The following is a 22,625-nucleotide window of genomic DNA, read 5'->3' as shown; positions in this document are numbered from 1 at the left end:
TTAAAACAGAACACCCCAAAGCCAGGAAACTGAAGTTGCTAACCCAACAAAGAAAACAATACCCATTGTTACTACAATAGAACTCAACATTAACGTCACTAACTTATCTTTAAACAAAGGGGGATTAGATATTTGTTTGTTTGATTTAAAGTTTAGACTTTCATGCAATCTTGACCTCTTTAAAGCTTCAGCTTCCAGAGTGTTAAGCTTTTGTATAGCATAATCAGGTAATCCTGATTTATCACTCCTGTATTTAATATCTCTTAAAATCTGGATTGGTGAATAGTTTACTGATTTCTCATAAACTGCCACACATTTCTTAATATTGATATTATCAGTCTCGGTGAGTATCCAATATAGCCCTGCTGCATCAAAAAAGCCACTTTTATAATAAACCTCTGCAAGTGCTTCCCTAGCCTCCATATTATCAGGACAGGCATTAATAAGATTACGCAACCTGTTTATAGCTTTTAACTTAAGCCCTTCGCTAATCTCATTATTAGATTTTTCAATCTGATTTTTTACATTCATCTCTCTATATTGTAAATGCTAATATAAATTATTATCTTACCCCATTAAACAAAAAATTATATAGGTTTATTATCTTACGAAAAAAATCCCTAATTTTGCAATCATTTTATCGCAAGAAAATACAAATCCAGTTAAGTACTTATAAATATGGCGAATACCAAGGAGTTAAGTGTTGAAGAAAAGTTAAGGGCACTTTATGATTTACAGTTAATTGATTCAAGAATAGACGAAATCAGAAATGTAAGGGGTGAACTTCCTCTTGAAGTGGAAGACCTTGAAGATGAAGTTGCAGGATTAAGTACAAGGCTTGACAAACTTAAAAGCGATCTGGAATCTATTGAGGATCAGATTAAAGAAAAGAAAAACGCTATTGACGAGCACAAAACTGCAATCAAGAAATATACTGAGCAGCAAAAAAATGTTCGCAATAACCGCGAATTCAACTCTCTTACTAAAGAGATCGAATTCCAAGAGCTTGAAATCCAGCTTGCTGAAAAGCACATCAAGGAGATGAAAGCTTCTATTGAGCATAAAAAAGAGGTAATTGGTCAGTCTCAGGAAAGACTTGAGGCTAAACAAAGCCACCTTGACCATAAAAAATCAGAGCTTGGTGCTATTATGGCTGAAACTGAGAAAGAAGAAAACTTCCTTATTGCAAAGTCAGCTGAGTATCAGGAGCAAATTGAAGAAAGACTTCTTGCTGCTTACAAAAGAATACGTACAAGCGTAAGAAACGGACTTGCAGTTGTTTCTATTGAAAGAGGTGCTTCTGCCGGATCATTCTTTACTATACCTCCACAAACTCAAATGGAGATTGCTTCCCGCAAAAAAATCATTACTGATGAGCACAGCGGAAGAATTTTAGTAGACAGTATGCTTGCTGACGAAGAAAAAGAAAAAATGGAACAATTGTTCGCTAAATTATAATATTTAAGCCCCGCCAAAGCGGGGCTTTTTTAACTGCCATGCAGAAACTGATTACCTTTATACTGTCTAAATCCATAGGACTCTACATAAACACACTCAGTTATATTGCTCCACAGAAAGCAAGTAAATTGGCATATAAATTTTTCAGTGAGCCCCGTGACGGAAGATTATCGAAAGACAATCTCCCCGATATACTTAAAGAGGCCGAAGCTGAAATTATTACTCACAACAACTTTATTTTCCAAACCTACATCTGGAAAGGTAACGATACTAAAGTACTCCTTGTACACGGATGGGAAAGCAATGCTTCCCGATGGGAATTGCTTATGCCCTACCTTAAAAAATCAGGCAGTACCATTATTGCTGTAGATGCTCCTGCACATGGTTTATCTTCAGGAAATGAGTTTAGCGTTCCGCGTTATTCTGAATTCTTAGATATCGTAGTGAAGGAATTCCAACCGCAATACATGATTGGCCACTCCATGGGAGGAGCTACTGCCGTGCATTATCAGTCACAATACCCTAACGAGATTATCCAAAAAATGGTGATACTGGGTGCACCTAGTGACCTTAACACACTGCTAAATAATTATGCCGGTATACTAAGTCTGAACCTAAACGTAATTCAGTTACTCAAAAAACACTTCTTTAAACACTTCAAAATAAAGACCGAAGAGTTTTCGGGCGGTATTTTTGCCACTACAATAAAAGCAAAAGGACTGATAGCCCATGATGAAAAAGACGAAGTAGTATCGTTTAAAGAGGGTAAAAAAATAGCAGAAGCATGGCCGGATGCCGAATTTATAGCAACAAAAGGACTTGGGCACAGTATGCATGATGATGCCCTTTACAACAAAATATACTCCTTCCTTTTTGAAAGCTAAAAGCGTATCTTTGCACAATGGAAGAGCTTAAGCGTTTAAACAAATTTATTTCGGAAACCGGATACTGTTCCCGCAGGGAAGCCGACAAACTTATTGAAGAAGGCCGTGTAACCATTAACGGGGTTGTACCGGAAATGGGAACCAAAGTAAGCCTTGAGGATGAAGTACGCATTGACGGAAAACTGATTACCGAAAAAAGAGGAAAAAGCGTTTACCTGGCTTTCAATAAACCTGTAGGCATTGAATGCACCACTAACCCCGATGTTAGAAATAACATTGTAGACTACATAAACTACCCTACCCGTATATTCCCTATAGGACGTCTTGACAAAGCCAGTGAAGGCCTTATTTTTATGACTGATGACGGCGATATTGTAAACAAAATACTAAGAGCCCGTAACAACCACGAAAAGGAATATATAGTAACGGTAAACAAACCGATTACCGACCGTTTTATACAACGAATGGGTAACGGTGTGCCAATTTTAGATACCATAACCCGTAAGTGTAAAGTGGAGCAGGTTAGCAGATACATTTTCAGGATTGTACTTACACAGGGACTTAACAGGCAAATTCGTCGTATGTGTGAGTTTTTGGGATATGAGGTTACCGCGCTTAAACGTATACGAATTATAAACATTTCATTGGACGTGCCTGTAGGCCGTTACCGCGACCTTACCCCAGCAGAGATAAAAGAACTTAACAAACTTATATCTGATTCCAGTAAAACAGAAGAAGCCAGCTTACCTAAACCGAAAACTGAAAACAAAAGACCGTTTTCCAATAAACCTAAAAGCACGGGCAGAAACGAAAACGGTAACCGAAACAGAAAAGGCGATTTCAGAAAGAGAAAGTAATCCATACGACAAAGGGAATTACAATATTTTGTATCTTTGATTGAATTTCGCAATCACCCTCAATATGGAATCAGAATCTCTTACCCAGTTTTATAAAGATAAAAGGAAAGAAGTACCACAAAACATTAACGACAGCATTGGTCATTTTAATGTTTTCAGGCTGGAAGACTGTCTGCAACCCGGCAAACAGGTAAGATACGCCCGCAGGGATTACTACAAGGTTACTTTTGTAAAAGGTAAAAACCGCTACCATTATGCCGATAAAAGCTTAGAGGTAGACGGTACATCTCTGGTATTCTTTAACCCTCAGGTTCCATACACATGGGAATCCTTATCAGAAGACCCTACGGGTTATTTCTGTATATTTACAGCTCCGTTTTTCACCGAAAAAATAAGGGGCAGCCTAAATGAGTTACCCATGTTTACTCTGGGAGGCAAACCATCCTACATTCTTAACCAAACTCAGGAAGAGGCTATTGCAGCTATTTTTGAAAAGATGCTGAATGAAATCAATTCTGATTATGCCTTTAAATATGATTTACTTAGAGGCTACCTTAATGAGATTATCCATCTTGCACTTAAAACCGAACCGGCAGAAAACCTGTACACTCACCCTAATGCCAACTCCCGTATTACTTCTGTATTCAATGAGCTACTTGAGAGACAATTTCCTATAGAAACTCCTGTACAGCGTTTCAGTATGCGATCGGCTAATGATTTTGCCCAAACCCTATCAGTACACGTTAATCATCTTAACCGCGCCATCAAACAAACAACAGGCAAAACCACCACTACTCTTATTAGTGAACGCTTACTTGCTGAAGCTAAAGCACTTTTAAGACATACAGACTGGAACATAGCCGAAATAAGTAACTGCCTTGGCTTCGAGGAGCCTTCGCATTTCAATAACTTTTTCAAGAAGCAAACCACCCAAACACCTTCCCGATACAGAAATGTTTGATTTTTGCAACTATTGGTTTGACCTGAGCAAGCCTTAAGCCCTATCCTGATATTAACTTTGTACCATAATTAAAAAACGAACAATTATGGAAAACAAAGAGAAAAAAGTATGGTTTATTACCGGAGCCAGCAAAGGTTTTGGATTGGAATTTGTAAAACAGCTTTTGGCGAAAGGAAATTTTGTAGCTGCTACTTCAAGAAGTAAAGCCCAATTATTGGCTGCCGCCGGAGAACATGAAAATTTACTTCCGTTAGAAGTAGATCTTACCAGTGAGAACAGTGTTGAACAGGCAGTAAAAGCTACCGTTGCAAAATTTGGACAACTGGACAACGTTGTTAATAATGCAGGCTACGGACTGGTAGGCGCTGTTGAGGAGCTTACAGATAAGGAAGCACGTCAAAACTTTGAAGTGAATGTATTTGGCACCCTTAATGTAATACGTAAAGCACTTCCCTATTTACGTGAACAGAAATCAGGGCACATTTTCAACATATCATCTGTAGGCGGTTTTATAGGTAACTTCCCCGGTTTTGGTATTTATTGCGCTACCAAGTTTGCCGTAAACGGGTTCACCGAAGCCCTTTCGGAAGAAGTAAAAGACTTCAACATAAACGTAACGTTAGTATTACCGGGTTATTTCAGGACTAATTTCCTAAACTCTGATTCACTTGCGGCAACACAAAACCCAATCGAAGCATATACTTCGGCAAGAAACTCACAGTCACTACATGAAAACACCATTAACGGTAACCAACCCGGAGATCCTGTAAAAGGTGTTGAGCAAATTATCAAGGTTTCTGAAACTGCTAATCCGCCATTATATCTTTTCCTTGGTAGTGATGCATACCAAATGGCGGAAACCAAGCTTAAAAACTTAGAACAGGAATTAAAAGCATGGGAAGGAACTACTAAAGCTACTGATTTTTAAATCTACAATTCCTGTTTTACAAAAGGACTTACAGTATGTAAGTCCTTTTGTTTTTTTATACCCTCCCGTTTAATTAATCATTAATTAAACATTAAAATCAGTCAACCAAACTGATTTTTCATCATACTCCAAAGAAAAATAAAAAAATGAAAACGTTGTAGGAAAAAGAAAACAAAATCTTCCACACAAAAACATAAAACACTAACAACCAAACAGTTAAAAAACAACTGTCGCTTTTTGTCATTGTATTTGTCGCTTTTTTATCCACCACAATACCAGTGCTTTAACTATAAAAAATTCAATTTTTCATTAACGTTGCTAAACTATTTGTCACGCTTTTTCCCTCAAAAAGCAGAGCAAAGAGTAAGAAAAACTACAACTATTAACTATTTAGAAAAATTAATTATTATGAAAAGAATTATTCTTCTGATTTCTTTTTTGTTTCTTGGGGCACTTACTACAAACGCACAATGTAATGTACCTGCCAATGCAACAGTGACAGAAATTACATCTAACAGTGCCTTACTTAGTTGGGATGCTGTTTCAACAGGGAGCGAAGTGCAATTTTATCAAACCTGTTTTGTTGAAGGTACAGCTGAACCAATATCGGGCGCCAATACAGATACAACAAGTTTAGCAAGCTATTATCCGCTATTACCGGGCACTACTTACACTGCTTATGTAAAGTCATTTTGTTCAGGTGTATGGAGCGACTGGACTACCGGTGTGACTTTTACTACCACATCATGTCCGGCTGCACAGCCTCCATACACACTGGACTTTGAAACTGCAACAGCAAGTTTACTACCTGATTGTACAACAGGCGTAGCTCCTGTAACTCCTCATTGGAGAACCGCTACAAATCCGGGATTTGGTTTTGAAAACGGCACGCTAAAGTACATACCAAGCAATGCTGTAGCCAACAGTTGGTTATTTACACAAGGTATAGCACTTGAAGCCGGAACGTACTATAAAATATCGTTTAAATATGGTAATAATAGTACTGAGACTACTGAGAGTATTATGCTAACTTATGGACCTACACCTACTGCTGAAGATGCAATGCCTTTATTTGCTGCCACCGTAAATGATGCCATACCACACACACAAGATCTGGATTTCTTTACTGTAGAAGAAACCGGCACCTATTATATAGGTTTTCGCGCTTTAAGCGAAGCAAATCAGGGTGAACTTTATGTAGATGATTTCTCCTTACAGCAAACTGTTTGTGGCACTCCTGAAAATGCCACAGCTAGTGCTCTTACTTATAATAGTGCAACAATATCATGGGAAGCAGCAACAGGAGGAAACGTATCCTCTACAGCATACTATTTTGGCTACTCTACTACAAACACTCCACCAGCTTCACCTGAAACTGTTACAGAGTTATTTAAGGAACTTACTGAACTGCAAGCTAACACTACATACTATGCTTTTATAAAAAATGAATGTGGTGATATAAACAGTGAATGGGAAGTTATTGAATTCACTACACCGTGTGAACCTACATCACTGCCTTACACAGAAGATTTTGAATCGCTTACAGAGCCTGAAATTCCAACATGTACCTCATCTGTAACTATTGATACAGGAAGCGGCTGGACATCTGTTAGCAATCCGGGAAGCGGATTTGAAAGCGGCACATTAATGTATAGTGGTAATACTGAAACAGCTAATACTTATTTTGTAATGGCTCCTGTAGAACTGGAAGCTGATACTTTTTACAAAATAAGCTTTAGGTATGGCAACAACAGTACTGAAACCACTGAAAATATAAGACTGAGATTTGGCACTTCGCCAGATCCTTCTACATGGACTAATACAGTTACAGAAATCATAGATATAAGCAGTGGCGAAGATCAGTTGTATTTCTCTTCACCATTTACCATAGGTGCTAACAGTGGGGTATATTACTTCGGTATACAGGCCTATAGTGATGCCGATCAGGGAAACATTTATATAGATGATATAATCATTGACGAATGGACCTGCAGCATGCCACAAAACATAGGTATTACAGATATTACTTCAACAACCGCTACAGTAGAATGGGAAGCTGCTGAGGGTGGTACCTCAATGGGATATTTTTATAATTTCAGCACCAGTGATATTCCTTCAGACGAAGGTATGGTTATGGTTAACGACTTAAGCGTAACTTTTGACGAACTGGAAGCTGGAACAACATACTATGTGTTTATAAAGAACTTTTGCGGTCCAGTAATGGGAGAATGGTCGGCACCTTTAGTGTTTACCACACCGTGCACAGAAACAGCTACCGTGCCATACATGCAAGATTTTGAGTCGGCTACGACCCCGGACTTACCTAACTGTACTACCATCGCCGCAAACAGCGGCAGTGTGTGGGCTACAGCCAGCAACCCAGGTAGTGGTTTTGACTCTAACACTCTAATATATACAGCAACAGATGCCAATGCAGATGCATGGTACTTTACACAGGGAATAGAACTAACCGCAGGCACTTTCTATCAAATACAATATACTTACGGTAACGATAGTGGCACTACTACCGAAAGCCTAATGGTAACATTAAGCACCAGCCCAAACCCTGCAACAGCTTTACAGGGAGGTATGATAGGTGAGCATACCATTACCGATGCTACTCCGGCAACACAAACTACTAACTATGTAACAGTAGAGGAAGACAGTATTTATTACTTTGGGTTCCATGCACAAAGTGAAAGCGCTCAGGGCAGTATTTATGTTGATAATTTTAGCGTAGAAGAAAATGCCTGCGGTACCCCTTCCAATCTGACAGTATCAGATATTACCGAAAATAGTGCTACGTTTGCATGGGAGGCTACGACAGAAGGCAACACCACTCCAAGCGTATACCAATATGCAATAGGTGATAACGATACTCCTCCTGCAGAAGGGACGTATGCAGAAAACTTCACAACTGACTTCTCAGAACTTGAGCCGGAAACTACATACTACGCATTTGTAAGAACACAATGTGGACCAATATGGAGTGACTGGGAAATGGTAGAGTTTACTACCGAAGCAGAACTGGGACTTAACAACAATACCTTTAAAGGTTTTACCTACCAACCAAACCCAACCGAAGACATTGTAACATTAAGCAACTCTACTATAATTGACAATGTCGAGATATACAACCTTACAGGACAGCTTGTATTACAGCAAAAAGCAGGGACAGAAACTACTCAGGTAAACATGAGTTCTTTACCATCAGGGGCTTATTTCCTTACTGTACATGCAGGCAATGAACTGAAACAAATTAAAGTTCTTAAAAAGTAACATCATTAAATTAATTCAGATTGATAGTTTTTTTTAATGAAAAAGGCTGCTAATAAAATTAGCAGCCTTTGTTTTTTATAAACAAGTAAAGGGATTATTGCCCTCTCATTGCTCTTTGCTCTCTTGCAAGTAAAGTATTTTTAAGCAGCATGGCAATTGTCATTGGCCCCACACCACCCGGTACCGGAGTAATGTATGATGCTTTTTTACTAACATTAGCAAAATCAACATCTCCTGTAATTCTGTAACCTCTTTCAGCAGTTTCATCAGGAACACGTGTAATACCCACGTCAATAATAACAGCATCATCTTTCACCATTTCTGCTTTTAGATAGTTAGGCACACCTAAAGCTGTAATGATAATATCAGCCTGAGTAGTAATCTGGCTAATGTTTTTAGTATGGCTGTGTGTAAGTGTTACAGTAGAGTTACCAGGGAAACCTTTACGTCCCATAAGGATACTCATAGGTCTACCTACAATATGGCTACGACCTATAACCACTGTATGCTTACCTGCAGTTTGTACATTGTATCGCTCTAAAAGCTCAAGAATACCAAACGGAGTAGCTGGGATAAAAGTAGTCATATCCAAAGCCATTTTACCAAAGTTCTCAGGGTGGAAACCATCAACATCCTTACTAGGGTCGATAGCCATAAGCACCTTCTGGTCATCTATCTGTTCCGGTAACGGAAGCTGAACGATAAAACCATCAATGTTATCATCCTGGTTAAGCTCTTCAATTTTCTTTAAAAGCTCGGTTTCACTAATAGTACTTGGCAATTTTATAAGTGTAGACTCAAACCCAATGCGCTCGCATGCCTTTACCTTACTACCTACATAAGTAAGGCTTGCTCCGTCATTACCAACAATAACCGCTGCAAGGTGAGGTACTTTTTCACCATTGTCCTTCATTTTTTTTACCTCAGCGGCAATCTCATTCTTAATGTCTTCAGAAATTTTTTTCCCGTCTAATAACTGCATGTTATATCTGTTAATTATTATTAAAAAAGACGCGGTTACCCGCGCCTCTACAGTTTCTTATGGCCTCATGCCTTTCATACCGCCCATCATTCGCATCATGTTTTTGCCTGCACCTCCCTGCATCATCTTCATCATTTTGCTCATTTGGTCAAACTGCTTTAGCAGTTGGTTAACCTGTTGTATGGACGTACCCGATCCTTTAGCAATCCTGTTCTTTCTTTTTGCATCAAGAACAGACGGTTTACTTCTTTCAACCGGAGTCATGGAATGTATAATAGCTTCTATATGTTTAAAAGCATCATCTTCAATCTCAACATCTTTAAGGGCTTTACCTGCACCCGGAATCATCCCGATAAGGTCTTTCATGTTACCCATTTTCTTTACCTGCTGTATTTGAGAAAGGAAATCGTCAAAACCAAATTCGTTTTTAGCAATTTTTTTCTGAAGCTTTCTTGCTTCTTCCTCATCATACTGCTCCTGTGCTCTTTCCACTAACGATACAACGTCACCCATACCAAGAATACGGTCGGCCATACGTGAAGGATAGAAAACATCAATAGCTTCCATCTTCTCACCTGTACCGATAAACTTGATTGGTTTATTCACTACCGATTTGATAGATATAGCGGCACCACCACGGGTATCACCATCTAACTTGGTAAGTATAACACCATCAAAGTTAAGTCTGTCGTTAAAAGCTTTTGCAGTATTAACAGCATCCTGACCTGTCATGGAGTCTACCACAAAAAGCGTTTCGTTTGGCTCTATGGCTTTATGAACGTTTGCAATCTCGTTCATCATCTCCTCATCAACAGCAAGACGACCTGCGGTATCCACAATCACTACATTAAAGCCGTTTGCCTTAGCATGCTTAATAGCGTTTTGTGCAATCTCTACAGGATTTTTATTACCCTCTTCAGAGTATACCTCTACACCTATTTGCTCTCCAACTACGTGAAGCTGGTTAATCGCCGCCGGACGGTAAATATCACAGGCAACTAGTAAAGGTTTCTTGTTTTTCTTAGTCTTTAAAAAGTTAGCAAGCTTACCGGAAAAAGTGGTTTTACCCGAACCCTGTAAACCGGACATTAATATTACCGATGGATTACCCGAAAGGTTAACCCCTGCAACATCGCCACCCATAAGTTCGGTTAGCTCGTCTTTCACGAGCTTTACCATAAGCTGCCCCGGCTGTAATGTAGTCAATACATTCTCGCCAATAGCTTTTTCTTTTACCTTATTGGTAAAATCTTTAGCTATCTTAAAGTTAACGTCGGCATCAAGTAATGCCCTTCTAACTTCTTTAAGGGTATCAGCTACGTTTACTTCGGTAATCTTTCCGTGCCCTTTAAGAATATGAAAGGCTTTGTCTAACTTATCACTTAAATTATCAAACATAATTTATTGTTCAGATTTTATAAGGTGCAAATTTAAGAATTTGATTTTGAAGTTAACAGCGTTATGCAATAAAAAAACCAGCCTTTAGGACTGGTTTTCTTGAGGAAAAAACTTGAATATTAAAAAAAAACACAAACTTTACGATTATTGCATCTGTTAATCGGTGTTGATAGTAAAACAGTCATAAGGTTTTCCACCCTACCCTGTTTTCATTTTTTTTTCAAGAAAATAAAAAAACCAGCCTTTTCAGACTGGTTTTTCGCATAGATAAACTTTGGCTCTTTTTAGTTTTCATAGCAATTCAAATAACTTTGAAGCTTCCGTTTATCGAAATAGATAGCTAGTTTTTCTTTTTCATTTATTGTTATTCCCCTACGTAAAAACAGTAAAGGATATTATTTTAATTCTTTTGGAACATTAGGGTATCTGTACCTCCGTTTCCGCCACTCACATCAATCAGGCTTATAGTGGTCGATGTTACCGTAACAATATCCCAATCATCAGTAAGATCCACAAAATCTGCCGGTGACGCAAAAGCGATATTAAAATCAACATCACCACTAGGATTATCATCATTACTATCATCTGTAGTTACAGACCACGTACCTGTTACTGTGGTATCACCATTCACTGCGGTTAACACTCCGTTACTACCAAAGGTAAAAGCATAACCCGTAAAGTGATTTGTCTCATCATTACCCGAATCTACAAAAGATGTAATACTCCAGGTACCACTTTGTGCCGCACTCACTATTTGTGATGTATCTGTATTAACTGGTGAGTTATCATCATCAGAACTGCACGACAGCAATACAGTTATCAAAGTGCATGCCAACATTAATTTTAAAACATGTTTTTTCATAATTGTAGTAGTTTAAGTTAGTATTCGTTACTGTTATTTTTTCAACTACAACAATTTAACTCTTTTTTCCGATTTATTCGCACAAATTCGCAAACTGATTAATAGCATTAAGCAACCCCTCATTATCTGTAGCACTAATTTCATCTCCGTCCGGAGACAATACCACAACCGGATATGCAATTGCCGCCAATACACTATCACTAAGGTTGTTTAAAAAACCATACAGCTCCATATTATCATCCACAACCACAACATCTGCAATTTGATTTACCGTATCATAGGTATTTACAGATAAAGGGTATTCAAAGGCAATACAGGTTAAATCACTTCCGTTTTCATTACAAGTAGCTGCCTGCAACCATTCCTGGTGAGTATTTATAACCTCATCGGTATAATCAGCATAAACAACTGTAACAGGAAGCTGCACCTGCACCTCATCAACATCCTGTTGAGACTGATTAAAAACATCTTCAACAAGGGTAAAATCCGTTTCGTTTGCAATAGTGATTTCCTCACCGTTTGCAGTAACCACAACCGGCAGTTTAACCGAAAAACAATCGGTACTATCTATAATATTATCGGCAGACACAGGGTTTTGAGCAATTTTCATCATTTTGACAACCAACTCTGACTCCGAAATAAGATTGCCCGAAGTATCCTGCAAAACAATATTTTCTTCACTTTGACAGGAAAACAGCAATAATGTTATAAGAATAAAAAAAATATCTATTTTTGCTTTGACGAACTTCATATACACTTTTACCGTTTTCGGACAATAATTAAACAGTTTAAAAGGAAAAACCCCTACCTGTTTGCATTATTTTTTATAATTTCACATTGATATTGCACTCCGAAAATGAAAAACAACTCCATATCGAATATTTGCGAAGAATTGCTTTTTTCCAATTTCTTCAAAACACACGTAAAAACGCTCAAAAACTATCTTTATTATAAGTTTGGCGATGAGGAACGTGCCGAAGATGTTACCCAGGAAGCTTTTATTAAGCTATGGGAAAACTGCGCCAATGTCCCTCCCGAAAAAGCCAAGTCATTTATTTACACCGTTGCAAACAACACTTCCCTAAACCATATAGCCCACCAAAAGGTTGTATTGGAGTATGCTAAAAAACACAACGGTCCTACTTCTTCCTCAGAAAGCCCGGAGTTTATTATGGAAGAAGATCAGTTTAAGGTAAAACTGCAAAAGGCCATAGCCGGTTTATCTGAAGCGCAACGCACTGCTTTCCTTATGCATCGTATTGACGGCAAAAAATACTATGAGATTGCCGAGATTTTAGACATAAGTGTAAAAGCCGTAGAAAAAAGAATTCATGGCGCTTTACTACAACTGAGAAAAGAAATTGAAAATTTCAGGTAGGGTATTTATTTAATTAACTGTTTACAAATCAAAGCAACAAACATAATAATGAAAGAGGATATAAAATTAGCGAAGTGGCTTGCAGGAGAGATGGATGAAAAGGAGCTAAAGGAATTTGAATCTTTACCTGAGTTTGACACTTACAGGAAAATCGCAGAATATTCTGCTCAACTGCAGGCTCCGGAAACGGATACCGACAGGCTATATAATGCTATAACAGAAAAAAGACAGGCACCGCAAACTAAAGTGGTTAAGTTACACCAGCCATGGCTGGTGCGCATAGCTGCCGTATTGATTATTGCATTGTGCCTAACTTTTGTTTTCTATACAAACAATACTACTACACAAATAGCGCAGGCTGGTGAAAAAACCGAATTCCTGCTACCGGACAAATCGGCCGTTGTTTTGAACTCAGGCTCGGAAGCCGAATTCAAATCATGGAACTGGAACAAAAAAAGAAGCGTAGACCTTACAGGTGAAGCTTACTTTAAGGTAGCAAAAGGAAAAACATTTGATGTAAATACTCCGCTTGGAAAAGTTACCGTAGTAGGTACTCAATTTAACGTAAAAGCCAGAGACAACCGATTTGATGTTACCTGTTTTGAGGGTAAGGTTAAAGTTACTTATAAATCACAGGAAGTATTTTTAACTCCGGGTGAAAGTGTTACCTTTGAGAATGGAGAAGAAATAACTATACCGGAAACACAAGCTGCACAACCGGGCTGGATGAATAACGAAGTGACTTTTGTAAGCGAGAAGCCTGAAAATATTATTAAAGAAATAGAAAGGCATTATGCAGTAAAAATAGAACTGGATAAAAATGTTTCCCTATCTCCTGAAAATGTATTTACAGGTACCCTGCCTATGAACGAACTTGACACTACGTTAGCCTTTTTTACAGATAAGTATCATTTAAAAGCTGAAAAAACAGGCAAGGGCACCGTTATTTTATCGGCCGAATGATATTAAAAAAAGGACTGTTTTTATTTTCTGTACTATTTTTTTTTTTCATCCGGGCTACCTATGCCCAGGATGCAGGTAAGGTTTTGCCTTTAAAAATCATACTGGCACAAATTGAAGAACAGCACAATGTAAAATTCAGCTACCTTAATAGCGATATTAGTCCGTTTAAAATAATACCCCCGCAACAAACCTTACTTATCGGAGAAAAGCTATCGTATATCAGGACACAAACCGGACTTAGCTTTAAACAATCGGGCAAATACATAAGCGTTTACAAACCCGTTAGCGAGGAATATATTTGTGGATATATAGTGGATGAATTTACCGTCCCTATTGAAGGAGCGCTAATAAAATACACTTCCCAAAACAACGAACAGGTAGAAACCGATAAGGACGGTTACTTTAAAATCGTTAGAAACAAAAACGACCTTATAGAGATAAGCCATCCCGCTTACGAACCCATTACATTAACGGTAAACAGCTTTAAAGACGATTGCCGTACTATTATCCTGAAACTTATTTTCACCACTACCCTTGAAGAGATTGTTGCCGAACGATATCTTACAACCGGTATTTCTAAAAAGGATGATGGCAGCTTTGTTATTAAACCTAAAAAGTTTGGTATACTACCCGGACTTATAGAGCCCGATGTACTGCAAACCATGCAACAATTACCCGGCATAAGCAGTATTGACGAAACCGTTTCCAATATCAATGTAAGAGGCGGCACCCACGATCAAAATCTATTTTTATGGAACGGAATACGGCTTTTTCAAACCGGGCACTTTTTCGGGCTTATATCAGGCTTCAACCCTAACTTGCCTCACCAGATAAAAATATACAAAAACGGAACTTCAGCCTTTTATGGCGAAAGTGTATCTAGTGCTGTTGATATATCCTCAAGATCTGAAAATATAGATGACAGCAGCTTTGGTATAGGAACCAATATGATCAATGCCGATTTCTATTCGGTTGTAAAACTATCAGAAAAATCAGGGCTGGAACTATCTGCCAGACGATCTTTTACCGATGCCATAGACCTACCCGCCTACAGCAAATATTCAAAAAGGATTTTTCAAAACACAGTAGTTACCGAACTTAGTAACAGTAATGATGTTAACTATAAAAGTGACAAGGAGTTCTACTTCTATGATTTTACCGGACAGTACCATCTCAAAACCAGTGATAAAAGTGATCTGTTTATTGATTTTATAGGTATAAACAATAAACTTGATTTTACTCAGGGAACAATTACTTCTACCCGCGTACTGGTAAAAAACAGTAATTTATCACAACTTACATTGGGCGGATCTGCTACATGGAAATCACAATGGAACGAAAAAAACTACGGTGAAATTACATTATATGGCTCTTACTACCACGTAAACGGAAACAACGAAGCTCTACTAAACAATCAGGTTGTAGAGCAGGAAAACAACATAGTAGACGCCGGATTCCGTTTAAGCAACAGTACTAACCTACAACCATACTTAACATTACATACAGGCTACCAATACAGCGAACTGGGAATAAAAAACACTAACAGGATAAACTCTCCTGATTATTTCCAAACCACAAAAGATGTATTAAGAAGCCATGCACTTATAGGCGAAGCAGAATACAATCCCGAAAACAGTAGGTTTTATGCAAAATTCGGGCTTAGGGGCAACTATTTTTCCAGCCTGTCTACTTTTCTTTTAGAGCCAAGATTGCAATTTAACTACACTATTAATAACAAGTGGAAACTGGAAGCTCTGGGAGAATTTAAAAGTCAGGCCACTTCTCAGATTGCCGAGGTACAGCAAGACTTTTTAGGCATTGAGAAAAGGAGGTGGATAATGGCAAACGGAAATGATATCCCTATACAAAAAGGTCGACAAATATCGGCAGGTGTTTATTATAAATCCGGAGGATGGCAGGTCTCTCTCGAAAATTTTTACAAAAAGGTATCGGGTATCACAACCGCCGAACAGGGCTTTCAAAACCAGCTTGAGCTTCTTAACCTAACAGGAGATTACAGAGTGTTTGGAACAGAGTTCCTGGTACAAAAACAGTTCCACGGTTTTTATGCATGGTTTAGCTATACCTGGAACAATAACAAGTACGACTTTAAGGATTTTAATCCGTCCGGCTTCCCAAACAATCTTGAACTAAGACATACGGTTAACTGTGCCGCCACTTATGAGTGGAAAAGCCTTAAGTTTGCCTTAGGAGGCAAATGGTTTACCGGAAGACCCGAAACAACACCTCTAAGTAATGATCCGGTATACAACACTCCCGGGTATCCTGAAATAAGCTACGCCTCACCAAATGATGACAACATAGAGAACTTCTTTCAGGTTAATTTCTCTGCCCTTTATTCTTTAAAACTTAAAAACATGGCTACCCTGCAAATGGGAATCTCCATATTAAACGTGCTAAACAAAAAGAATACAATAAACCGTTACTACCGTATAAACGATGAAACCGATCTTATTGAAGTAGTAAACACCTATTCGGTTGAAAGAACACCTAATGCAATGGTTAGGTTAAAATTCTAGGTATAAAAAAAATCCGCCTTACGGCGGATTTAAAATTATTTAAACTATCAATCTAAATGAATTAGCTCTTTATTAATTTTTGAGTAGCGGTTCTGTTATCATCAAACCTAACGTTAACGATATATACACCACTTTGAAGCTGAGAAAGATTCATTTTCTCACTTGTACCAGAATAAACTATCTGACCAAGAGTATTCACAACTGTTACATTGCTTATACTACTTCCGTCTACAGTTTGAACTTCAGCTATATCTACAACAGGGTTAGGGAAAAGACTAAATGCTGTTGTGCTGAAGTCTTCAGTCCCTAAAGTTTGAGAAAACCCTTGTAAATATACAGACATTGGAAAATACCCCTGACCATCGTTAAACACTGCATCCGGCACTTCAATTCTAAATGAATGCTCACCTGCAGCAAGATCTCCAAGCTCAATTACCCTAATCGGAATTTTATCACCCGGACACCAGTTATTCCAAGACCAAGCAGCATTATTATCCGGTCTTGGCGGTGAAGGATTTTGTGAACAGTCATAATATATACAGCTAGGCTGAGTATTATAATTAAAGAAAGGAACACAAGAAACTCCTCCAGGTTTGTAAGTCGCAACCTCTGCATCATCTAAATAAACATAATGTTGTCTTCTGATATACTCCTCACCACCTGAGTTAGATCCGTGGTTTGAAGTAATAAGGTAAAACTTAGCATTAGGTAAAGCCTCTTCAAGAGTAAAGTTTATTGTTCTAACTGTCTCTCCCAGCACATCTGTACCGTCAAGAGTATAGTTTTTAAGCTCATATTTGTATGATAACGGCAGAAAAAAATTATCATCTCCGTTAATTACAAGAGGATTGTTTGTAGAAGTAAACTCTAAGTTACCCTGATAAACATCATTCCTGTCAGAACAACCATCTATCTCTACCGCAGCACCTCCCTGACCAGGACCTCCCTGATAACCGTAAACCTCAAGTTCAACCCATAGGTCATACACAGAAGTTATACTCTCATCATGAAATATTTGTGTAATATTATCTAAATCAAACTCATATGGCACTTCCTGAAGCGTAGCATTCATATCCATAAAAGGAGTAATAAAACGTCCAAGCTCTATCCTGTCAACCTCATTATACACATAAGTGGTTTGTCCTTTTGGAACAAAAGCAAGGTTTACGTTACCAATCCTGTCATAGTTATCACATAACGGATTTAAGGTAACTGTCATTGTTAGCGTATTACCAAACGAAGCTAATTGGTCTTCAGTTAGCATTTTCCCGTAAGATGAATTACTGTTACGTATAGCTCCGTCAGGAACCGGCTCACTTACAGTAGCTTCATACATCCCATAAAATACGGCTCCCTCAAAAACCTGTAAAGTATACGGCTCTTCCTGTGCTCTTAGCGTAGGGCTGCTAAATAAAGAGAAACACAAAAAAGAAGCAAAAAGTAGTTTTTTTCTCATAGTTAATAGTTAAGCATGTGTTAAGATGCGAAATTTAATAATTTTTTTGCAAAAAAACCTAACTTATCTAACTACTTTATGAAAAAGTATTAAAACTGGAAATAAATAAAAGGTTGTGGTCCTGCAGAAGCTGTTGCATATACTAACCAGTAAGCCAGTCCTAAAATAACAGCCTTAAGCACTAACGGGGTTTTATTAAAAGCTTGTTTCATAAATTGAGTAAAGCCTTCGGGAAGGAAATGCCAAACATAACCTATTAACATTAAAAGGAATACGTTTTTATACCCTAGCGCAATAGTTTGCCATTTTTCGGGCTCAAAAGTTACTTTTCCTATATTATTAATTACATCTAGTGCTGTAGTAAAATCTTTTGCCCTGAAGAATATCCAGCAAAAGGCAACAAAATGAAAGGTAAGAATAACCGAGAATACTTTCCATATTGCCGACCCAACAGTAGTTTTACTATTCTTTTTTGAAGGGAAAAACTCCAAAAATATCTTGTGTACCGAAAGTGCCATACCGTGTAATGCTCCCCAAATAATAAAACGAAGGCTTGCACCGTGCCATAATCCGCCCAAAAGCATTGTAGTCATAAGGTTGGAATTGGTATACATGGTTTTTTCCTTGTTTTTGGAAAGTACAAACGTAAGTATAAATAACAGGGTGGCACCAAGGCTTAATATAAACGGCAGGTTACTATCAGGTCCGTAAGTTACACCCCAAAGTATTAAACCGAAAAAGAACAACGACGGAAACAAGAAGCCTGCAAAAGTCCCTTTTCTGTTCCCTCCTACAGATATGTATAAAAAGTCTTTTAACCAGGTAGAAAGCGAGATATGCCATCTTCTCCAAAACTCAGTAATAGACGACGACTTGTATGGTGTACGGAAGTTAGGCGGAAGTTCAAAACCGAGCAATAGAGCTATACCTATTGCCATATCAGAATACCCCGAAAAGTCACAGTATATCTGTAATGTATAGCCATAGGTCGCCATAAGATTTTCAAAAGCCGTATAACTGTTTGGCGCATCAAAAACACGATCTACAAAGTTGATGGAAATATAGTCTGATATTACTGCCTTTTTTATAAGTCCGCCAATAATAAGAAACAACCCGTAGTTAACTTCTTCCCTTGATATATGAAGCTTTTCGTAAATTTTTGGTATAAAATCTTTAGCCCTAACAATAGGCCCTGCTACCAGTTGCGGGAAAAACGACACAAAGAAAACATAATCCGGGAAGCTTTTTGCCGGAGTAATCTCTTTCCTGTAAATCTCTATAGTATAACTAATGGACTGGAAGGTATAGAACGATATACCCACCGGAAGTATAATATCCTGAAAATCAAAACTACCCCCAAAAAGATCATTATAACTCCCAATAAGGAAATTGGTATATTTAAAATAGGCTAAAAAACTAAGGTTCACCACCACACTGAACCACACATACAGTTTTCGCCTGAATGTATCGGTTTCCCGGTATAAAAAATAACTCACTGTATAATCGAGCGATGTAGTAAACAACAGCAGCAAAAAGTAAAAGCCACTGGACTGCTGATAGAAATACAATGAGAAGGCGATTACGTAAAATATCCTTAGGCGAAAAGTATTTCGCAACAAAAGATAAATCCCGTAAAACACAACAAACAGCTTAAGGAAACGGGCCGAATTAAACAGCAAAGGTTCTTTTGGATTATATGCGAACCACGCCAACACGTCCTGCCAAGATGAAATTTGCGGCACAAAATCTGTAAACTGCATTATTCCCTGTTTGTTTTAAAATTATTATATGCGTTTAAAAATGCTTCGGTAAACTGTATACCCTGTTGTTTATATCCGTCTCTTGAATAATGCACCCTGTCTGAAGACATCAGTCCTTTTTTAGCATTGTCGTTTACACTAAACAACCCTCCCATTACCGTAAACAAATCCCAGGTAGCATAACCTTTTTCAGTTTCTTCCACACAAAGGCTTTTTGCATAATCGGCTACAAAGGTATTAGGGTATTTTCTTTTAAACAGTGAAGGTGGCGGAGTAGTAACCAAAATACAAACATAAGGGTTTGCCGCCCTTACACTGTCTATAAAACCATTCATCTGCACCATATAATCTGAAGCAGACATTTTATCAAAAGACTCGTTAGTCCCTAATGAAATCACAATCAAATCGGGTTCAAGCGCCCTTAATTGATCAAAAAACATAGGATACTTATTGTAATCAGAACTTTTTGCACCGTTTACGCCTATAGCATGATACAAAACTCCGGCATTATCTTTTTCTAACACAACACCGTTAAGGTTGTATTGTTTTTGATTTTTATTAGCCAGCAGGTATATTTTTGACAGGGCTTCCTCACTGTAATAATAACAGCAGGTACTATCCTGGTTCAAAGCAAGAGGAATAAACTCCGATCTTTCTATCTCTTTCTTTATCTTTTCCCCTGTTGGTATTTTTAAAGTCTTCCCGGCTCGTATATTATTATTGCGTAACCCGTTTGCTTTTTTAATCTGCGAAACGGTTGTACCATACTTTTGTGCTATTAAAGAAAGTGCATCACCACTTTTAATTTTATGGGTTATCACCTTTGGTTCGGTTGACTCCAGTATAATAGTTTTTGAGCTTGTAGCCACATCAAACATTGGTAAATTATACGGCGTAATAATTTTTATAGTATTAAAGGCATTGGCAGTATCACGAGGCTCAATAGCCATAGCAAAATCTTCGTTGGTAGTAAGCGCTATGCCACTAAGCCCTACCTCGGTTCCGTCCGGACTGTAAACGTTCCTTCTGTTTTCCCAGGCAGCATTAGACGAAAACTTCACACTATACCCTCCGTTGGTTTTAGCTAAATTATAAGGAAAAGAAAAACCCACACCGGCATTCCCGAACTCCTGCTGTAGTTTTTCACGAATAGCTCCAGTAAGTAAATCGGCCTGAATATGTGAATCACCTATATGCACAATATTTACATGCCCTTTACCTTCGGTCTCTATTTGGAATAATTTTTCAAAAACTGAATTTAAAACTGATGAATTGGTAATGATATTATCAGAAAGTATCACAGTACTATCTATAACAATACTATCCATACTCACCTCAGTAGAATCAGTATCAACCTGAGCCAATGCATTAGCAAAAAAGAATAATGCAAATACTATGAAACCTAACTTCTTAACCATTAATACTGTCTTTTAAAACGGTTATAGAATCGTTTTCCTTTACCGGAGTTTCTTCCTCCACTTTTGGTTCAGCCTGTTTCTTTAAAGTTTTGTATTTCTCATAGCCATTTATAAGTTGCTTATAAATAAGATCGGCTACTTTTTTGGCCCCTCTGTAATTAAAATGAGTATAGTCTTTATTAGCCATAGCAGGCATTTCCTCATCTACCCATTTAACCATAGATCCATCACCTCCCATAAGTGTATACAGATTTACAAATCCTGACTCGGTTTGTACAGCATAACGCTTTTGTGCCAGTGTTAAAGGCACAACAGCCGAATCTGTCTTCATTTCCATATCATACTTGGTAGCCTTATCGGCAGTAGAAATGACAAGTATATCCACACCCGGAAAACATTCCCTTAGGTGATTTACAACAATCCCCATACGCTTTTCATACCATGTATAATTGTACGAACCGTAATTTAAAACATTAGTACCGTAGTGTAACACTATAAGATCATAACCAAGCTTATCATTAAAAGCTCTCATAACACCGGTATTGAACAACGATATAGGCAAACCTGAATTTCCCCTGTTAGAGAAATTATCTACATGCACACCTTTACCGTTATCAAAGTTAAATCCGTAAAACGGAATAGAATCGGCCTTAATGAAGTCGGCTTCAAGCGACCTTGGATTAGCCGAAGTGACCAGTAATGTATTAAGCTTATTTACAGGATTAAGTTTTTTTACAAGAGTATCTTTACCTGCTATAAATTCCACACTGGCTTCGGTATTATTACTCTTACCATAAAACAGTGTAGGGCTGTTAAGCCTGTTCATGTGCCTTAAACCTCCTGCCCTGTATTTTACCCATATAGGTTTAATGGTATCGTGTTTTGTAAAGAATACATATCCGTTAACACCAAACGGACTGTCAGGACGTTTTACATTTAAGTAGGATTGGGTTTTCCAGTTACCAGAATACTGATGCACTACCGAACCACGGGAAGCGGCCGACTCTGATGTGATATTTACAAAACCTACTCCCTCACCTCCAAATTTCTCCTGAAGGTTAGACCTGAAGTCCTGCACTATCATATCACCATCGGTCATGGAATCACCAAAATAGGCAATCCTCACATTACCGTTTCCGGTTTCTTCCAGTTCGTATAATTTTTGGAAAAGGGCAACAAGATGCTGATATCCTTTGTACTGTTCAAAGGTTTCGGGCGGAAACTGTACACCGTGTTTTTCCTCAAAAACAATTTCTGATTCCTCCAGTGTATCCACTTCTGCCATAGCAGCAGTATCTTCCGCCTTTATGGCCTTTTCTACCTCAATAGCATCCAGTAGTAAACTATCTACCACTACATTTTTGCTAACGGTTTCGGTTTCTGTAAAAATCTTTTCAGGTAAAAAAGATTTAAAGCCAACAAATGCCGCTATTGACAATACTACAATAGCGAACGACTGTAAAAAGTAAGGCTTATTTTTCTGACTCACAAAACTGGATGT

The 22,625-nt window shown here is 38.0% G+C and carries 18 protein-coding genes; 9 read left to right on the top strand and 9 right to left on the bottom strand.

Features of this window, described 5'->3' with window-relative positions; all coding sequences use genetic code 11:
- Complete coding sequence (locus tag Q763_RS01000; protein WP_035130101.1) at positions 1-531, bottom strand: DUF6584 family protein; 531 nt, start codon at positions 529-531, stop codon at positions 1-3.
- A 147-nt stretch (positions 532-678) separates the two neighbouring features.
- On the opposite strand from Q763_RS01000, the gene Q763_RS00995 reads away from it, so the two are divergent.
- The 6 genes from Q763_RS00995 (at position 679) to Q763_RS00970 (ending at position 8,367) form a co-directional block, all read left to right on the top strand.
- Entirely contained in the window at positions 679-1,458 is a 780-nt protein-coding gene (locus Q763_RS00995) for a zinc ribbon domain-containing protein (protein ID WP_035130099.1), read from the top strand.
- A 38-nt stretch (positions 1,459-1,496) separates the two neighbouring features.
- Complete coding sequence (locus Q763_RS00990; RefSeq protein WP_035130097.1) at positions 1,497-2,342, top strand: alpha/beta hydrolase; 846 nt, start codon at positions 1,497-1,499, stop codon at positions 2,340-2,342.
- A 17-nt stretch (positions 2,343-2,359) separates the two neighbouring features.
- The gene (gene rluF / locus Q763_RS00985; RefSeq protein ID WP_035130095.1) at positions 2,360-3,199 is read left to right on the top strand and encodes a 23S rRNA pseudouridine(2604) synthase RluF; all 840 of its coding nucleotides are present in this window, start codon (positions 2,360-2,362) and stop codon (positions 3,197-3,199) included.
- 64 nt (positions 3,200-3,263) lie between these two features.
- Positions 3,264-4,160 carry an AraC family transcriptional regulator gene (locus tag Q763_RS00980; RefSeq protein WP_035130093.1) on the top strand — a complete coding sequence of 299 codons (897 nt, stop codon included), beginning with the start codon at positions 3,264-3,266 and terminating at the stop codon, positions 4,158-4,160.
- 85 nt (positions 4,161-4,245) lie between these two features.
- The gene (locus tag Q763_RS00975; protein ID WP_035130091.1) at positions 4,246-5,088 is read left to right on the top strand and encodes an oxidoreductase; all 843 of its coding nucleotides are present in this window, start codon (positions 4,246-4,248) and stop codon (positions 5,086-5,088) included.
- Positions 5,089-5,496: 408 nt separating this feature from the next.
- Positions 5,497-8,367, top strand: a complete 2,871-nt coding sequence (locus Q763_RS00970; RefSeq protein WP_157499254.1) for a fibronectin type III domain-containing protein — start codon at positions 5,497-5,499, stop codon at positions 8,365-8,367.
- A gap of 94 nt (positions 8,368-8,461) precedes the next feature.
- On the opposite strand, the gene Q763_RS00965 is transcribed toward Q763_RS00970, so the two are convergent.
- From Q763_RS00965 to Q763_RS00950, 4 genes are all read right to left on the bottom strand, one after another.
- On the bottom strand, positions 8,462-9,349 hold the full coding sequence (locus Q763_RS00965) for a bifunctional 5,10-methylenetetrahydrofolate dehydrogenase/5,10-methenyltetrahydrofolate cyclohydrolase (protein WP_035130087.1): 888 nt from the start codon (positions 9,347-9,349) through the stop codon (positions 8,462-8,464).
- Between the two features lie 57 nt (positions 9,350-9,406).
- Positions 9,407-10,747 (bottom strand): signal recognition particle protein, encoded by a 1,341-nt coding sequence (gene ffh, locus Q763_RS00960; RefSeq protein ID WP_035130085.1) that lies wholly within the window; start codon positions 10,745-10,747, stop codon positions 9,407-9,409.
- A 400-nt stretch (positions 10,748-11,147) separates the two neighbouring features.
- A complete protein-coding gene (locus Q763_RS00955; RefSeq protein WP_035130082.1) occupies positions 11,148-11,609 on the bottom strand; it encodes a hypothetical protein in 462 nt (153 codons plus the stop codon).
- 73 nt (positions 11,610-11,682) lie between these two features.
- On the bottom strand, positions 11,683-12,360 hold the full coding sequence (locus tag Q763_RS00950; RefSeq protein ID WP_035130079.1) for a hypothetical protein: 678 nt from the start codon (positions 12,358-12,360) through the stop codon (positions 11,683-11,685).
- A gap of 105 nt (positions 12,361-12,465) precedes the next feature.
- Between Q763_RS00950 and Q763_RS00945 the strand changes: the two genes are divergently transcribed.
- From Q763_RS00945 to Q763_RS00935, 3 genes are read left to right on the top strand one after another with little or no spacing between them, the layout of a single operon-like run.
- Complete coding sequence (locus Q763_RS00945) at positions 12,466-12,987, top strand: RNA polymerase sigma factor (protein WP_035130076.1); 522 nt, start codon at positions 12,466-12,468, stop codon at positions 12,985-12,987.
- Positions 12,988-13,035: 48 nt separating this feature from the next.
- A complete protein-coding gene (locus Q763_RS00940) occupies positions 13,036-13,950 on the top strand; it encodes a FecR family protein (RefSeq protein ID WP_035130073.1) in 915 nt (304 codons plus the stop codon).
- Positions 13,947-16,490: a TonB-dependent receptor plug domain-containing protein gene (locus Q763_RS00935; RefSeq protein ID WP_035130070.1), complete on the top strand. Its 2,544-nt coding sequence runs from the start codon at positions 13,947-13,949 to the stop codon at positions 16,488-16,490. The genes Q763_RS00940 and Q763_RS00935 overlap by 4 nt, the downstream gene beginning before the upstream one ends.
- Positions 16,491-16,551: 61 nt before the next feature.
- Here Q763_RS00935 and Q763_RS00930 read toward each other — a convergent pair whose 3' ends face one another.
- The 4 genes from Q763_RS00930 to Q763_RS00915 all read right to left on the bottom strand — a co-directional run bounded on the left by Q763_RS00930 (position 16,552) and on the right by Q763_RS00915 (position 22,613).
- Positions 16,552-17,946, bottom strand: a complete 1,395-nt coding sequence (locus Q763_RS00930) for a peptide-N-glycosidase F-related protein (RefSeq protein WP_035130067.1) — start codon at positions 17,944-17,946, stop codon at positions 16,552-16,554.
- 89 nt (positions 17,947-18,035) lie between these two features.
- Positions 18,036-19,706: an MBOAT family O-acyltransferase gene (locus Q763_RS00925; RefSeq protein ID WP_035130064.1), complete on the bottom strand. Its 1,671-nt coding sequence runs from the start codon at positions 19,704-19,706 to the stop codon at positions 18,036-18,038.
- Positions 19,706-21,124, bottom strand: coding sequence for a LysM peptidoglycan-binding domain-containing protein (locus Q763_RS00920; RefSeq protein WP_035130061.1), 1,419 nt, complete (start codon positions 21,122-21,124; stop codon positions 19,706-19,708). Before Q763_RS00920 ends, Q763_RS00925 begins: the two co-directional genes overlap by 1 nt.
- Positions 21,117-22,613, bottom strand: coding sequence for an SGNH/GDSL hydrolase family protein (locus tag Q763_RS00915; protein WP_035130059.1), 1,497 nt, complete (start codon positions 22,611-22,613; stop codon positions 21,117-21,119). Before Q763_RS00915 ends, Q763_RS00920 begins: the two co-directional genes overlap by 8 nt.
- Between the last annotated feature and the right edge of the window lie 12 nt (positions 22,614-22,625).

It is taken from the genome of Flavobacterium beibuense F44-8 (genome assembly GCF_000769915.1).
Classification (GTDB): Bacteria; Bacteroidota; Bacteroidia; order Flavobacteriales; family Flavobacteriaceae; genus Flavobacterium; species Flavobacterium beibuense.
This window is presented reverse-complemented; position numbering and strand designations above follow the sequence as displayed.

Excerpts from the sequence above, each read along its gene's own strand:
- Q763_RS00930 (WP_035130067.1), bottom strand. The coding sequence starts at position 17,946 with ATGAGAAAAAAACTACTTTTTGCTTCTTTTTTGTGTTTCTCTTTATTT.
- Q763_RS00955 (WP_035130082.1), bottom strand. The coding sequence starts at position 11,609 with ATGAAAAAACATGTTTTAAAATTAATGTTGGCATGCACTTTGATAACT.
- Q763_RS00965 (WP_035130087.1), bottom strand. The coding sequence starts at position 9,349 with ATGCAGTTATTAGACGGGAAAAAAATTTCTGAAGACATTAAGAATGAG.
- Q763_RS00935 (WP_035130070.1), top strand. The coding sequence starts at position 13,947 with ATGATATTAAAAAAAGGACTGTTTTTATTTTCTGTACTATTTTTTTTT.
- Q763_RS00995 (WP_035130099.1), top strand. The coding sequence starts at position 679 with ATGGCGAATACCAAGGAGTTAAGTGTTGAAGAAAAGTTAAGGGCACTT.
- ffh (WP_035130085.1), bottom strand. The coding sequence starts at position 10,747 with ATGTTTGATAATTTAAGTGATAAGTTAGACAAAGCCTTTCATATTCTT.
- Q763_RS01000 (WP_035130101.1), bottom strand. The coding sequence starts at position 531 with ATGAATGTAAAAAATCAGATTGAAAAATCTAATAATGAGATTAGCGAA.
- Q763_RS00945 (WP_035130076.1), top strand. The coding sequence starts at position 12,466 with ATGAAAAACAACTCCATATCGAATATTTGCGAAGAATTGCTTTTTTCC.
- Q763_RS00940 (WP_035130073.1), top strand. The coding sequence starts at position 13,036 with ATGAAAGAGGATATAAAATTAGCGAAGTGGCTTGCAGGAGAGATGGAT.
- Q763_RS00925 (WP_035130064.1), bottom strand. The coding sequence starts at position 19,706 with ATGCAGTTTACAGATTTTGTGCCGCAAATTTCATCTTGGCAGGACGTG.
- Q763_RS00975 (WP_035130091.1), top strand. The coding sequence starts at position 4,246 with ATGGAAAACAAAGAGAAAAAAGTATGGTTTATTACCGGAGCCAGCAAA.
- rluF (WP_035130095.1), top strand. The coding sequence starts at position 2,360 with ATGGAAGAGCTTAAGCGTTTAAACAAATTTATTTCGGAAACCGGATAC.
- Q763_RS00970 (WP_157499254.1), top strand. The coding sequence starts at position 5,497 with ATGAAAAGAATTATTCTTCTGATTTCTTTTTTGTTTCTTGGGGCACTT.
- Q763_RS00990 (WP_035130097.1), top strand. The coding sequence starts at position 1,497 with ATGCAGAAACTGATTACCTTTATACTGTCTAAATCCATAGGACTCTAC.
- Q763_RS00980 (WP_035130093.1), top strand. The coding sequence starts at position 3,264 with ATGGAATCAGAATCTCTTACCCAGTTTTATAAAGATAAAAGGAAAGAA.
- Q763_RS00950 (WP_035130079.1), bottom strand. The coding sequence starts at position 12,360 with ATGAAGTTCGTCAAAGCAAAAATAGATATTTTTTTTATTCTTATAACA.
- Q763_RS00920 (WP_035130061.1), bottom strand. The coding sequence starts at position 21,124 with ATGGTTAAGAAGTTAGGTTTCATAGTATTTGCATTATTCTTTTTTGCT.